The 12,006-nt window shown below is 62.5% G+C and carries 21 protein-coding genes and 1 tRNA gene; all 22 read left to right on the top strand.

Annotated elements, in window-relative coordinates; genetic code table 11:
- Positions 1-2,754: 2,754 nt before the first annotated feature.
- The 22 genes from ADL22_RS35310 to ADL22_RS12665 all read left to right on the top strand — a co-directional run bounded on the left by ADL22_RS35310 (position 2,755) and on the right by ADL22_RS12665 (position 11,934).
- Positions 2,755-2,961: a hypothetical protein gene (locus ADL22_RS35310; protein WP_159048642.1), complete on the top strand. Its 207-nt coding sequence runs from the start codon at positions 2,755-2,757 to the stop codon at positions 2,959-2,961.
- 65 nt (positions 2,962-3,026) lie between these two features.
- On the top strand, positions 3,027-3,515 hold the full coding sequence (locus ADL22_RS12580; protein WP_159048643.1) for a hypothetical protein: 489 nt from the start codon (positions 3,027-3,029) through the stop codon (positions 3,513-3,515).
- The gene (locus tag ADL22_RS35315; protein ID WP_159048644.1) at positions 3,508-3,795 is read left to right on the top strand and encodes a hypothetical protein; all 288 of its coding nucleotides are present in this window, start codon (positions 3,508-3,510) and stop codon (positions 3,793-3,795) included. Before ADL22_RS12580 ends, ADL22_RS35315 begins: the two co-directional genes overlap by 8 nt.
- A tRNA-OTHER gene (locus ADL22_RS35320) sits at positions 3,777-3,855 on the top strand. The genes ADL22_RS35315 and ADL22_RS35320 overlap by 19 nt, the downstream gene beginning before the upstream one ends.
- Positions 3,856-3,954: 99 nt before the next feature.
- Entirely contained in the window at positions 3,955-4,383 is a 429-nt protein-coding gene (locus ADL22_RS12585) for a hypothetical protein (protein ID WP_159048645.1), read from the top strand.
- Positions 4,383-4,706 carry a hypothetical protein gene (locus ADL22_RS12590; protein WP_066977283.1) on the top strand — a complete coding sequence of 108 codons (324 nt, stop codon included), beginning with the start codon at positions 4,383-4,385 and terminating at the stop codon, positions 4,704-4,706. Before ADL22_RS12585 ends, ADL22_RS12590 begins: the two co-directional genes overlap by 1 nt.
- 278 nt (positions 4,707-4,984) lie before the next feature.
- Positions 4,985-5,470, top strand: a complete 486-nt coding sequence (locus ADL22_RS12595) for a hypothetical protein (RefSeq protein ID WP_066977286.1) — start codon at positions 4,985-4,987, stop codon at positions 5,468-5,470.
- A gap of 70 nt (positions 5,471-5,540) precedes the next feature.
- On the top strand, positions 5,541-5,987 hold the full coding sequence (locus tag ADL22_RS12600) for a hypothetical protein (protein WP_066977289.1): 447 nt from the start codon (positions 5,541-5,543) through the stop codon (positions 5,985-5,987).
- Between the two features lie 7 nt (positions 5,988-5,994).
- Positions 5,995-6,399: a hypothetical protein gene (locus ADL22_RS12605; protein ID WP_066977291.1), complete on the top strand. Its 405-nt coding sequence runs from the start codon at positions 5,995-5,997 to the stop codon at positions 6,397-6,399.
- A 117-nt stretch (positions 6,400-6,516) separates the two neighbouring features.
- Positions 6,517-6,849, top strand: a complete 333-nt coding sequence (locus tag ADL22_RS12610; protein ID WP_066977294.1) for a hypothetical protein — start codon at positions 6,517-6,519, stop codon at positions 6,847-6,849.
- Positions 6,846-7,193, top strand: a complete 348-nt coding sequence (locus tag ADL22_RS12615) for a hypothetical protein (RefSeq protein WP_066977296.1) — start codon at positions 6,846-6,848, stop codon at positions 7,191-7,193. Before ADL22_RS12610 ends, ADL22_RS12615 begins: the two co-directional genes overlap by 4 nt.
- Entirely contained in the window at positions 7,190-7,729 is a 540-nt protein-coding gene (locus ADL22_RS12620) for a hypothetical protein (protein ID WP_066977299.1), read from the top strand. Before ADL22_RS12615 ends, ADL22_RS12620 begins: the two co-directional genes overlap by 4 nt.
- 2 nt (positions 7,730-7,731) lie before the next feature.
- Positions 7,732-8,094 carry a hypothetical protein gene (locus tag ADL22_RS12625; RefSeq protein ID WP_066977302.1) on the top strand — a complete coding sequence of 121 codons (363 nt, stop codon included), beginning with the start codon at positions 7,732-7,734 and terminating at the stop codon, positions 8,092-8,094.
- A 173-nt stretch (positions 8,095-8,267) separates the two neighbouring features.
- Complete coding sequence (locus tag ADL22_RS12630; protein ID WP_159048646.1) at positions 8,268-8,624, top strand: hypothetical protein; 357 nt, start codon at positions 8,268-8,270, stop codon at positions 8,622-8,624.
- A 95-nt stretch (positions 8,625-8,719) separates the two neighbouring features.
- The gene (locus ADL22_RS12635; RefSeq protein WP_066977308.1) at positions 8,720-9,229 is read left to right on the top strand and encodes a hypothetical protein; all 510 of its coding nucleotides are present in this window, start codon (positions 8,720-8,722) and stop codon (positions 9,227-9,229) included.
- Positions 9,230-9,231: 2 nt separating this feature from the next.
- Positions 9,232-9,726, top strand: a complete 495-nt coding sequence (locus ADL22_RS12640) for a hypothetical protein (RefSeq protein ID WP_066977310.1) — start codon at positions 9,232-9,234, stop codon at positions 9,724-9,726.
- A 2-nt stretch (positions 9,727-9,728) separates the two neighbouring features.
- Positions 9,729-9,986 (top strand): hypothetical protein, encoded by a 258-nt coding sequence (locus ADL22_RS12645; protein WP_066977313.1) that lies wholly within the window; start codon positions 9,729-9,731, stop codon positions 9,984-9,986.
- Positions 9,983-10,153 (top strand): hypothetical protein, encoded by a 171-nt coding sequence (locus tag ADL22_RS35325; RefSeq protein ID WP_159048647.1) that lies wholly within the window; start codon positions 9,983-9,985, stop codon positions 10,151-10,153. Before ADL22_RS12645 ends, ADL22_RS35325 begins: the two co-directional genes overlap by 4 nt.
- A 40-nt stretch (positions 10,154-10,193) precedes the next feature.
- Positions 10,194-10,535 (top strand): DUF7239 family protein, encoded by a 342-nt coding sequence (locus ADL22_RS12650; protein ID WP_066977316.1) that lies wholly within the window; start codon positions 10,194-10,196, stop codon positions 10,533-10,535.
- 175 nt (positions 10,536-10,710) lie between these two features.
- Entirely contained in the window at positions 10,711-11,148 is a 438-nt protein-coding gene (locus tag ADL22_RS12655; RefSeq protein WP_066977319.1) for a hypothetical protein, read from the top strand.
- A complete protein-coding gene (locus ADL22_RS12660; RefSeq protein WP_066977322.1) occupies positions 11,141-11,446 on the top strand; it encodes a hypothetical protein in 306 nt (101 codons plus the stop codon). The genes ADL22_RS12655 and ADL22_RS12660 overlap by 8 nt, the downstream gene beginning before the upstream one ends.
- A 95-nt stretch (positions 11,447-11,541) precedes the next feature.
- Positions 11,542-11,934, top strand: a complete 393-nt coding sequence (locus ADL22_RS12665; protein ID WP_066977325.1) for a hypothetical protein — start codon at positions 11,542-11,544, stop codon at positions 11,932-11,934.
- The last annotated feature ends 72 nt before the right edge of the window (positions 11,935-12,006 follow it).

Consider the following 12,006-nt stretch of genomic DNA (forward strand, 5'->3'; position numbering starts at 1 on the left):
GCCCCATCAGACGCCCGTCGCTGAAAGTAGCGCTTGACTTTCCCTCTACTTCACAGAAAGCCATAACTGACGGCCCGTCGGCAACGCTGAGTGCCGAAAGTCGCCGGAGCGGACGTGACGCTTCGCATTGTCGACGGAATGTGCTGATACTGCCTTGCGTGAGGGGATGGCCAGCCGTGGGAGCGACCAGGGGGGCTGCCTCACGCTTGATCATTTAAGGGTGGGGGGTGGCTCTACGTGACATAAGGTCAGCCTTAGTGACGCACATCACTAGCTGACGGCATGTCACCTCGCCGCCGAGAAAAGCGCGCAATGTCCGTGTATGCGAGATATCACTACAACCAAATCAGTGTTTGGACTAAGTTCTCGGCTCGACGTAGCCGTAATGTCCGAGCTTGTCAAGCTGACGACTTATCAGTTACGACGCACCGAGAGCAAACGAGCACGGTAGGTAGCCGATGGCGCTCACGCTGCGCATTACTGACGACGCGTCAGGTAAGGGTGACCTTTCCTCACCTTGCGTAGCTGATACTGCTGCCCGTTACTGTCTGTGCGCTGGGGGTCACCCCTGACAAACGAGCCGTCAGCCATTACGGCGAGTTGCTACGCACATAGCGTCACGAGATTGACGCCGACACGCCTCCTGGCTCCCCATGATGCCTATGGGTATATGGACAGGTAGAGGGACCACCATGCCCCGGCCCCCGAAAATCTTTCCCCGGACACTTTCGCACAGCGTAGCCACATAGGCCGGGTCGTTGAACGACGTATAAAGGTAGACCAATCTCACTGGGCAGGCTGGGCCCTCGTTACGCATGGTTATGGCAGCCATGGCCTTGATCAACTGACGCCCCGTTATTTTCCCCGCCGTTCGTCGCCCCATGCGGTGCGCCATAGGACGCACCCAACGCGCGGCGGCGCCCCGTCCGCCGCGCGTTGGGTGCGGGCGCGCCCCATTGCCCCTCAGCGGCCTACAGGGAGTGCGCGGGGCAATGGGGCGCGGAATGGCATTCAGAGAGCCTCAGCGACTCGTCGGGGCCCTGGGCCCCCCGCCTCCTTCCGGGCGTCGTAGCGTCGCCCCTGGTCAGTAGGTGTCGGCTGACTTGGGGTTGACTGGGGTGCGACAGCCCCGTACTGTCGCTCTCGTTCCACCCCACCGGCCACCACGGCGGGAGGGCGGGACACCCCAGAAAGCGCAGTCCAGCGGGCCCGAGTAATTCGCACGATGCGAATGAATGCCCACTAGGCGGCGCCAGAGGACGTCTCGACTGGACAGGCCGTCAGGGGGTTCTAAACCCTGAGACAGTCTGGTAAGGTCGAGACCGCCGAACGACAGGCGGCCAGTGCGGCGCCGATCGGGCGGCAGGGCTTCGCAGACTGACACAGGGTTCTCAACCCCAAGCCAGTCTGATAGCGTAAGTCACGGCAAGAGCGGGAAGCGGGCTACGACAGCCGTCAACCGGGCATTACTCTAGGTAAGCTGACATGGGGTTCATAGCCCTACGACAGCTCCCCTAGGTCGGCACAGCAATACCGAAAGGACTCTTCGGGGCCCTTTCAACGGTCGGTGACACCGAGCTGTTAGCGGCGGATTCGACCTGGTTCTCCCTAAGAGTCCCATCCTCTTTCGAGAGCCATGTGACGCCGGGGTCCGAAAGGACATGGCGCACCGTGAGTAAGGGGTTAAGTAAGTCTCCCTTGTAGTCGTGCGGTGCGTACTGCGCAGTCCCGGTAATGCTCAGCATGAGTCCGTGATCAGCGGGACCAAGACGGGTTGGACTACCTGTCCCTACCGGCTGGACGTAACCAGGCCACTTTTGTACCTGGTGCGCTCGGTAGGCAAAAGCTGACACAGTGCGGATATGTCGCATGGTGCGGTTCCTTGAGAAAAGAATAAAGGCGTACAGGGCAAAAATCGGCAAGCGGAATAAGGCCACTCCCTATGACCGGGAGTCAGCAAGGTCCGAACTGCCGAGGACTGCATCCGATGCGTGAGAAAGTCCGTTCCGCCTAACAAGCGGACGGCCGACGGCCGAACCATGCCGCAAGCGACGAAGGATCCGATAGGATGCCGGAGTAAGCGAGCATGAAAGGTACCCCTAGCGATCGAAGCTGAGAGCGGCGACGCAAACAGGCAATAGGGCAGGGGTGTCCCACGCAACCGTCGCAAAAGAAACCCGCGTTTACGTCACCTAGGTACTCGTCTGAGTTATCGCTGTGAAGTGACAGCACAGACGACAGAGTGTGGCTGACGGCGCGGGCGGTCGCTCGCATGATGACCCTTCCCATAAGAACAGAGAGTGCGAGGGACTTCCACAAACTTTGGTCCCGGACCGAGAACCATGGGGTGTAGGAGGTTCGAATCCTCCTCCGGGAACTCATACATTCGTCACCGATAACGGGAGGTCCAACTATGCTGGAAACGCTTAAAGGGCAGAAGTTCCACTTCGCTTCCGCCCAGGTGCTCGGTGTTGGGGAGGTCGTCCTTCCGCTTACCTCTACCGTGACGTACGACCGAGTGATGGAGGAGTACACGGGGCTCGGGTGTACCGTCGGGCTCGCTGAGGGTTTCATGGAAGTTTCGGTTGGTGCGGGACGTTACGCCCGGTCTCTTTACACCTATTACGTGAAAGACCCCCGTCACTGACCCCGCTTTCCGTCAGTGTGCTTGGACGGGCGGTGAAATCTGCCGTCCGTCCCCCAAATCGAGCCGTGCGGGCACGGTGCCCGTCGGTTGGACACGGGAGAGAGTTCATGACGAACTACATCAACCGGAGTTTCACCTACGTGATCGCTGATCAGGTTGTGGCCTCGGGCCGGATCAAGACGTGGGAAACTGATGGTCGTGTGACCTTTCACGTCTACAGCTCCGCGTTCCCCGACCTCTGGCCGGTCGGCGGCATCGGTGTGCTGTACCAGGTGCTTTTCACCCGCCGGGACCTGATCAAGGTCGCCGCCTGACGTAGCCGTCACTCCGCCACTAACGTTCCCGAACTACGTCATCCGTCGTCGAGGAGCACGTGACCATGACCATCAAACTCTGCCGGTACTGCGACGACGAGACCCCGGCCGTCGCCCGTGTCTTCTTCGCTTGGACGCACCGTGACGGTCGTCGTGAGGAGGCTGAGAAGGATCTTTGCGCTATCCACTTGGGCAGCAAGCGAGCGGAATTCACTGAGGGAGGCGAAGGGGGACCGACCGACCCGGCCTTTGAGGTACAGGAGGAGTACGAGGCGGCGCTGGACGCTGTTGCGTCTGGACAGTGGGACCGGACGCTGACGTACATCCGCCCGAACGGCATCAAGTTCGTCTGGCACCGTGGCCTGTACATCGATGTGTTCATGGCGCCCGGTGATCAAACAGCGGTCACGGCGCTCGGGTGCTCTCTCGTTGAGAAGTCCACGTACGAGGAGTTCAAGCGTGCGTGCGACGAATGGTGGGACGGCCTCGACGGCCACGATCGCCAGGCATACCGGAGCGAAGCGTTCTGGCAGAACCGGGACAACCGTGACTGAGTGGATCGAGAAGGATCTGACCCAGTCGGAGGGCTGGGACGGGAACCGGGAATGGCACGCCACCATTGGCGACACCAGCTACATCGTGGTCGGCGTTCTTTCTCCGCGCCTCCCGTACTTCGAGCCGGATGGAGCGCTGAAGTCTCCGACGTGGACGTATACAGCTTGGGTGAAGGTTCCAGAGAATCTTCCGGCAACTGAGCTGGTGTGCCTGGAGTTGTCTTCATTGGAAGAAGCGCAGAAACGCTGCGAGCGGCACGAGGAAGCACACAGGAAGTGAATTAGCGGGGCCCAATGGTTGCCCGAAAGGGTGGGGGTTCGATTCCCCCACGGTCCGCCACGCCGCTTTTATGACGGCGCATAGTTTGAATGGGGAGGATGTGACATGTCCCACCGTGTGACCGGGGATGAGTACGTGACCTGTTTCCACTGCGGAAGCATGTGGTCGGACAGCGTGTATTACGAGAAGGACGAGGAGACCGGAGAGATCACCAATTCGGTGAGCTGGGACATCGGCCACTGCAACGGGTCCGAGGGTGTTCACGTCTCCGAGTGCGAGTGCCCGTGCTGCGCGTACGGCTGCGAGTGCGACCAGAGTTGCACCCCGATCGACGAGGAGCGGGCGAAGGAAGAGGCCAAGGCGGTGGCGGATTGGTACGACACCGAGCCGTGCTATCAGCCCATGCCCCGGCCGGAGCGCCACAAGCTGCGCAATCTGTACTTCGACGAGGCTGTGTACCGTGAGCTGTGGGCCGCCCTCGACTACGAGCTGTCGCCCCCGCTGTTGAACCACGATAAGGCCACCTATTACCCGATGGTCATCAACCTGCTCAACTTCGATTCCGCCCGCCAGAAGGAGAATGCCTGATGCTAATCATGGCCTTTGGTGCCGCTGTTTCTCACCTCTCCAGCGAACAGGTCGTCGAGGAGGTGGGCAGGTGGAACTACGGCGAGGGCGAGATCATCTCGGACCAGTGTGCGCAGACGATCGCGTCGTGGTTCCAGTCGTCGGGCACCTCCGGCATTCGGTTCGCCGCGCTGTCCACGTCGGGGAAAGTTCCTCTGGCCCTGGTGGACGACTGCGAGTCGGAGATTGACCGGCACATAGCCGAGAACTGCTCCGGTGTAGAGGCGGCCGACACTGACGTCTGCGAGGAGGCTTTCGGGTACGCCTGTCCTGGCCGAGGCTGAGAGATACACGCGCGCGGAAACGGAAGGGGCTGTGTCTGGATGGGTTGTGCGGCACAAAAGCAAGCACTTCGAAGGTGGGCGCTCACGAAAGAGTGCCCTCGAACAGGTCACGCTCGTGCTCGCTGAGTGAGGCTTCACCTAGGTACGACAACCCCCGCCCCGGATGAGTCCGGCGCCTCTGTCATGGGAGAGCGGGTGGTACTGGGACCCGCACCGGGCCCCGAATCGTGGGGCCGGGAGAGTGCTGTCCTTGGATTCCGGATGGCAGAAGGAGAGACATGCGCACATTGGCTGAGTTGATTCAGGCGAACAACATCCGCATGACGTCGGTCTACACCCATTCGGTAGATGGGCTGACCACGCCAAGCAAGAGCGAACGGTTCGACTATGACGTTTACGACTGCTTCCTCACTATCGAGGGCGAGCCCAGCTTGTACGGCGTTACCAGCAATAATCGAACGATGCTTTATCGGGGGTATGGGCAGGTGACTGCGCTGAGTCGCAAGAACAACGGCGGCGAACTCACTCCCCCGACGGTGGCGGAGGTCCTGGAGTCGGCCATTCACGACGCTGTCGATGTCGAGTCCTACGCTGACTGGCGCGAGTGGGCGATGAAAACCCAGGACACGTCCCAGGGCTTCGGGGCTGCGCTGTGCGCCTTCGAGAAGTGGGATGCACAGCGCCGAATCCATGACGACGTCCTTCGGTTCCTGGGGCCTGAATTTGAGCAGTTCAAGAACGCTGTCCTGAACGGCGCAGGCTGACTCGATGGGTTAGCGCGCGTCCAATCAGTATCTCTAAAAGCCCCCGGAAATCATTCCGGGGGCTTTTGTTTTGGAGGAGAGTTTGTTTACTGAATCGGAGATCCGTACGGCGCTGGAGGAACAGCGGCAGTGGGGCTGGGGTGAGCCGCAGGACAGCCTCCAGACGGCACTCATGGACATCTACGGTCGCCAGAATCACGATGCCACGGTCGTCGCTGTCGTGGTCAGCTATCTGATCGAGCATCTGCACGCCTCCCAAAAGGGTCTTTGGTCCTTCGCTAATCTCGACGCCGCTGAGCGTGCCTTTCAGCGCACGTATACGGATGCCGTGGAAGTGGCGATGGACTGGGCCGATGAACACTGGGATGGGTTCAACGAAGTTGGTGGATCCTTCTTCGACTACGAGGCGTTCGGCAAGTATCTAGTCAGCGATAGCCCGGACGTCTTCATCACCGAGCCTAATTCGGGTCAGCTCCACTGTTTCTGGAGCCCCGACAACATCCCGAGCGGAAGGTAGGTACGACATGGCGGCGAAGGAAAAGCAGTATTTCCACGCTCCCCCGTTCCGGTATGACATCGATGCCGCATGGCGGCTCATTGAACGTTCTCCGCGGGAGACTCACAGGATTAAGGTGTCGGAGTGGGCCAGGGCTCTGGGGCTTGCGAAGACTCCGGAGGAGTATCAGGCGGATGGAAAGATTCCGTTGGTCAATTACAACGTCGACGAGGAGTATGCGAAGACGGTCGACATCTCCAAGCCTCTGATTTTCGTGGACGTCTCCGGTAAGGGAGAAGAGGCGACGTACATCATGATCGATGGTGGGCATCGTCTCCGGCGTGCGGTGATCGAGGGCGTCGAGGAGTTACCTGGGTACGCTCTCGACAAGGCGGAAGCTGCCTTGATTCGTGAGGTCAAGTTCTACCGCTGATCCACCAGCCCCAGACACGCCGCGACGGTGCCGGATCGAATCCGGCCTGGGGCTTTCGTCTGTCTCCGCCCGCTGTCAGTGCGGCCTCTTAGGCTGCCTTCGAACGAGGAGTAACGCATGTCCGACGCCAAGATCACTGCCTCTGATGCGGGGTGCTGGCTGGAGGGTTCCCAGGGCTGGACCAACAACCACCGAGTTGTGGGCCGGGCTGTCTCGTACGGCTTCGTGGTGCCCAAGGAGTACGAGGAGGCGCTGGAGGACTACCGCCAGAACGGTCCGTCGGCGTCGGAGAACTCGTGGGAGGCCATGGTCGGTCAGGGTGGGTTGAGCGACCAGGCCACTGACTTCCTCCAGGCCCTGGCTCCCAACGACTACGAGTTCGTGTGGGACGCCGGGGAGCTGTCGCTCATGACGAGCGCTGAGGCCGAAGCGTTCGGGCACCACGGATGAGCGGCGAGCAGCTTCCGCTGTTCATCGACGGCGTCTCGGCCGAAGAGTTCCTCGCGGAGCTTTTTGAGTTCGAGCTGTGCGCGGAGTGCGGCGGCGAGCACGACCAGCACACAGCAGCGCCGGACATGTTCGGCAAATGGCACGCCTGGTGCCAGGGCGTGGAGACGGTCGGTGCGGAGCCTCCGAAGGACTCGCCGCTGTGTGGCTGGCAGACCGAGTATGGAACCGTGAACGGTCCGAAGTTCTGCGCCGTGGACAAGGAAGCCGGGAGCGACTGGTGTGAGCAGCACAGACGGCTCATCGACGAAGCCGAAGACGACGAGTTCAAGGTGGGCAGGACATGATTCATCCCTCTGAGACGTACACCGTGCGTTTGGAGTTCACGGGAAGTCTTAACGGCCCGCAGTGGGTGGCGCGCTACCGGGGTGAGTGGATCGGTAGCGCTGAGGGACGGCTGGAGGCGTGGCGGCTTGCGTTCGGGCGTGAGCTGGACTGGCTGTCGGCAGTGCTTGATTACGCCAGCGGTCCGTACAGCCTCTGGGAGAAGAAGTCGGGCAGCACCGCTTGGGCAGCCTTGGGCGACTTCGAGGATGAGGCAGCCGCCAAGTCGAAGGCGTTGTGGCTTGAGCTGCGCGGCGGGGAAGTTGCTGTCTTTCGGCACAAGGGCAGGCAGGTGGTCCATGCCACGGTGCTCGACAACTTCGAACGGTTGTTGCCCTCCAGTGACAGTGAGTACGTTGCTGCGCAGTTTGATCGGATGACTCCCGCTGACTCCTACAAGGTGCAGCTCCGATCCGGTGCCGACGGGCATACGAAGTGGATGGACATTACGGCTGCTCAGGCAGCGAAGATCCAGCAACTTCTCATGGAAGGGCCGTAGGGATGGCTCACCACTACCACGTCGGTTTCAACCTGGTCGGGCGGGCGCCGCAGGCTGACGATGTTCAGTGCGTCGAGGACGCGGAGGACGCGGTCCTGGCGCTGGAGGCCCTGTTGACCGAACAGATCGACGAGTGGGCGGAGCGGTGCGATCACTTCGGCAATGATCCTGAGTGGGTCGGGTGCTCGTGTGCCTGGTGCAACCTGGTCCTCGATGTCGAGCGCGTCCGTGACCATATTGGAGATGAGTCCCTCGGCTTCAAGTTGCGCGAGCACGGGCAGGCCGGTGAGGTTTTCTACGCCCCAGGGAGCGGCGGCAAGGCGTTCTGGATCAAGCGAGTGGATGGTAAGAGCTGTGCCACGTAGGTACGACGAGCAGGGCTTCGTGATCGTGGTGGACAACTCTGACCGCTGCCGGGACTGCGGCGGGGACGACGAGAATGTCTGCTACGAGGACACCGATCCTCACACCTGGAAACCGACGGCCGTCTACTGCCTTTGCAAGAAGTGCGACACGGAGCGAGGAAAGGAACAGCGTCATGCCGGGAGCTGAGGTGGTCCGTCAGATGGTGGCGAACGAGTCCCCCGAGGGGGCCTACGGCTGGATCATCGACATCGAGCACGAGCCAATGGAGGGGCGCACCGAGACCGGCACCATTGGGCCGGGCAACATCGGCCCCGAGATCGCGGAGCGGCTGCGGAACGGTGAGGGCCGGACGTTCCGGATGTACGACGATGACCGCGTGCTGAACTACACCGGCAGGATCATCACCTCCGAGGAGGACGAGGGCGGCGAAATCGACTTCGCACCGCTCGACGACTTCGGCACGCCCAACGCAGGCTGCACGTCGATCCACTACTTCGACGCGGCTGCCAAGGTATGGCGCGAGCTGTAGGTACGACGCCGCCCGGCCCGAGATTTCCGGGGCGTAGAGGTTCGAGTCCTCCGCCGGGCACCCACCCTGATCCAGTTCCAGCACGAGGAGAGCACATGCCCAAGGCCAAGATCGGCATCCGTATCGAGATCGACGAGGACTTCGAGGTAACCGACGACTGGTCGGACAGCGAGGACCTGCGCGAGGAGACCAAGCAGAAGATCGCGAACGACGAGTGGGCCCCGTACATGCTCGTCGCCCTGGTCAACGGCGAACCGGACTACCGCTACGTGCTGAGTGGGTCCGTGGTCGAAGGGGTCCACGAGGGCGACTACGACAGTCCCAACGAGATCAAGGACGAGCACCTGCGCGAGGAAGCCAAGCGGATCATCGACGAGGCCGCGGCCGGGGTCGAGATCCAGTCCTGGTTCGTCGTGGCGAAGAGCACGGCCGGTGCCCGATGGGCATACGAGGCGGCCCTGAAGGACCCGACGTCGAAGCAGTTCGACGCGTGGGAGGAGGTCGGTGCGGCCGTCGACCGGCAGAAGGAGCTGAACGCTGACCTCCCGGCCGACGGTCAGCGGTACAACGTGTACTCCTTCGAGATTTCCGTAAGGGAGCTGTGAACGTGAGCGCGACTGATCCGGAGAAGGCAAGGCTCGAAAGCCGCCTGTGGCACTACGAGTTGGCGGTCAAGCGCCTCGCCCAGCTCGCCGAGGACGCGGAGAGTCGGCGCATCCTCGGCGAGCTGGAGGCCGGTCTGGCGAAGGCCAACGAGGATGCCGATGCCGCCCTGAACAACGCACCGCGCGTGGTGGGTGACACCTGGGTGCTCCTGGTGCAGGAGATGGACCCGGCCACCCGGGAGATCCGCACGCCGTGGACGCCGCTGGGGCCGCACCTGTACACAGGCAACACGGTCTCGTCCGACTTGCTCAAGCGTGTGGCCCGGGACGCACTGGAGAGGGTGGGACGCGTGTCGGTTGAGTGCGGGTACGCCGGACTGACCTCGTCCGCCGATGGCCTTGCCGAGGACTTGGTCCAGGGCCACGTGCTGACGCTGGACGACGGCACCTCCCTCCAACTCCTCCAGGCCGACCTCGTCGCCACCGTGCGGGACTGATCATGGACAAGCCGGTGGTGGTCAGTGTCGACATCGTCGAACCGGGCGTGGCCCTGGTGACCTTGCCGAACGGCGGCGCCCGGCTCGGCCGGAGCGACGGCAAGTACTGGGCCGACATCTACGAAGACTCCGACGTCGAAGCGGCGGCCGGGCAGTACAAGGAGGGCTTTGCTACCTACGATGCGGCTGCCCGCTGGGTCGCCCGCACGCATGGGTACGACGGGCCCCTAGATATCCAGAAGAAGAGAGATCCGAAGTGAACCCGTTCGCGGCACTGAGCAGCACCGAGGACAAGTCGGTGATCATCTCCGAGGCCACCAAGCACGAGATCACGCTGAAGCCGGAGGACATCACGGGTGCCCCCGGTGACTTCCTGATCGACGGTATGCCCTGGGATGAGTGGCTCCACGCCATGACGATGGACTAGACGGCAGCCCGACCACAGCGCGAGGGAACGAGTAAGCGAGATGAGTGAGGCCGACAACGCTGAACGCGAAGCACGTCTGCCGAAGTGGGCACAGGAGGAGCTGCGTAAGCTCCGCCGGGACCTTGCGGCGGAACGCGAGCAGGTGGCGGAGCTGAAGGGAGGGAAGCCGGACTCCAACACGTACTGGGTCACCTCCCACGAAGCCGTCGCGCCGCTTCCGCGTGACGCACGAGTTGGCTTCCGTCTCGTCGAGAACGGTGTTCCGTATCAAGGCAGGGTGCTGGCACATGTCGAGGAGGGAAAGCTCGTCGTTCGAGGGGCGAGCCCTCTGATCATCCGCCCTGAGTCGTCCAGCGCATTCAGCGTCGAGTTCAGCGAGTAACAGCACTACCTGATTTACCTGCCCGGTCCGAGATGTATGGGGTGTAGGGGTTCGAATCCCCGGCCGGGCTCTTTCATGCCCGAAAACACTGGGAGAGACGATGGCAACGAAGTACACCCTGGTTCAGCACTCCGGCGGCGGCATGGGATTTGCGAGGGCCGTTGAGGAAGTTGCGGTGACCCTCAAGGCGGACCAGGCCCGTGTGGAGCGGGCGGGCGGCGTGCTCTTCGACACCTACGGAGCCGCCAGCGACGCCGCGATGGAGGAGAACTACCCGCCCGGCACCGAGGGCATCGTCGCGCAGGCCAAGGGGACCTTCGCCGACGGGCGTCTGAACGGTCTGCGGATCTACGTGCCCGCCGTCCCGGCTGCTCCGGCGGCTCCGATGATGATCAGAGGGTGGGAGGTCAAGCTGATCGCTCCCGTCGCGGGGCGCCGTCTGATCCTGGCCCAGAAGAGCGAGACGGAGTTCGTCGTCGCCACCATCCCGGCCGAGGGCACCCCCAGCGAGTGGGACCTGGGCACCTACCGCTCCGACCCGGGCGCTGCCGCCACCGCCTTTGGTGCCCGCTACCGCTCCCTGGCCTCCTTGATGGAGCCGGTCCATGGCTAAGCGCATCCAGTGGTGCGGCAAGAAGCTCATCGAGGCCGACGGCGGCATCGGCTGGGAGCGCCAGGAGAGCGGCAAGTACCAGGCCGAGCTATTCGGCGTGACGTACGAGCTGGAGAAGCGGCGCCGGTCCAAGGCCGAGCGGGGTGACCCCGGCTGGTACCTGTACAGCAGCGGCGCTCCGGACGGGAACTTCTCCGGTGACTACACCAGCAGCACGCTGATGGAGGCCGTCGAGGAGGCCACCACCATGCTGCTCAAGCTCGATTTGCGCGGTCCCGGCTACGAGCCGGTGCGCTAGGTACGACGCCTCCGCATCCGGTGTTAACACATCGAGATAGGGGGCTGATAGCTCTGACGCAGCGAACGAACGACAACCAAGAGGAAGCATCAGCGATGAGCCGTCGCAGGAACAAGAAGAAGGCCCCGTACGTCACCTCGGTCCCGGTGTCTGTTGCCTCAGCCCCGAGCAGGCAGTTCTGGACGACGGCCACGGTGCGCGCCGAGGAGTTGCTGGAGAGCGACACGATCAAGGTGGACGGGAAGTGGCGCGAGGTCTTCGATGTCTGGAAGGAAGGGGACGACGTCGCTGGGAACTTCGGGGACGACAGCGACCTCACCAAGATGATCATGGAGAAGACCGACTGGATGAGTCCCTGCTGGGTGGCCGTCCGGTACGTCGATGAGGAGAAGTCGACGGCGAACGAGATTGAGAGCGGCCTGGCCTTCTTCACCCTCCGGGATCTGGTCGAGATACAGGTTCCGGCAGGACAGATTCTCGCGGCATAGGTACGACAACCCTGGCCCTGGTGGGCTGAGCGCCGGTTCGATTCCGGCGCAGGGTGCTGACGGCAGTACGCG

It is taken from the genome of Streptomyces sp. NRRL F-4489 (genome assembly GCF_001509485.1).
Lineage (GTDB): Bacteria > Actinomycetota > Actinomycetes > Streptomycetales > Streptomycetaceae > Streptomyces.

Bases quoted from the DNA above. Each gene is read 5' to 3' on its own strand.
- ADL22_RS35310 (WP_159048642.1), top strand. From the start codon at position 2,755: ATGACGAACTACATCAACCGGAGTTTCACCTACGTGATCGCTGATCAG.
- ADL22_RS12580 (WP_159048643.1), top strand. From the start codon at position 3,027: ATGACCATCAAACTCTGCCGGTACTGCGACGACGAGACCCCGGCCGTC.
- ADL22_RS12585 (WP_159048645.1), top strand. From the start codon at position 3,955: ATGTGGTCGGACAGCGTGTATTACGAGAAGGACGAGGAGACCGGAGAG.
- ADL22_RS12590 (WP_066977283.1), top strand. From the start codon at position 4,383: ATGCTAATCATGGCCTTTGGTGCCGCTGTTTCTCACCTCTCCAGCGAA.
- ADL22_RS12595 (WP_066977286.1), top strand. From the start codon at position 4,985: ATGCGCACATTGGCTGAGTTGATTCAGGCGAACAACATCCGCATGACG.
- ADL22_RS12605 (WP_066977291.1), top strand. From the start codon at position 5,995: ATGGCGGCGAAGGAAAAGCAGTATTTCCACGCTCCCCCGTTCCGGTAT.
- ADL22_RS12610 (WP_066977294.1), top strand. From the start codon at position 6,517: ATGTCCGACGCCAAGATCACTGCCTCTGATGCGGGGTGCTGGCTGGAG.
- ADL22_RS12615 (WP_066977296.1), top strand. From the start codon at position 6,846: ATGAGCGGCGAGCAGCTTCCGCTGTTCATCGACGGCGTCTCGGCCGAA.
- ADL22_RS12620 (WP_066977299.1), top strand. From the start codon at position 7,190: ATGATTCATCCCTCTGAGACGTACACCGTGCGTTTGGAGTTCACGGGA.
- ADL22_RS12625 (WP_066977302.1), top strand. From the start codon at position 7,732: ATGGCTCACCACTACCACGTCGGTTTCAACCTGGTCGGGCGGGCGCCG.
- ADL22_RS12630 (WP_159048646.1), top strand. From the start codon at position 8,268: ATGCCGGGAGCTGAGGTGGTCCGTCAGATGGTGGCGAACGAGTCCCCC.
- ADL22_RS12635 (WP_066977308.1), top strand. From the start codon at position 8,720: ATGCCCAAGGCCAAGATCGGCATCCGTATCGAGATCGACGAGGACTTC.
- ADL22_RS12645 (WP_066977313.1), top strand. From the start codon at position 9,729: ATGGACAAGCCGGTGGTGGTCAGTGTCGACATCGTCGAACCGGGCGTG.
- ADL22_RS12650 (WP_066977316.1), top strand. From the start codon at position 10,194: ATGAGTGAGGCCGACAACGCTGAACGCGAAGCACGTCTGCCGAAGTGG.
- ADL22_RS12660 (WP_066977322.1), top strand. From the start codon at position 11,141: ATGGCTAAGCGCATCCAGTGGTGCGGCAAGAAGCTCATCGAGGCCGAC.
- ADL22_RS12665 (WP_066977325.1), top strand. From the start codon at position 11,542: ATGAGCCGTCGCAGGAACAAGAAGAAGGCCCCGTACGTCACCTCGGTC.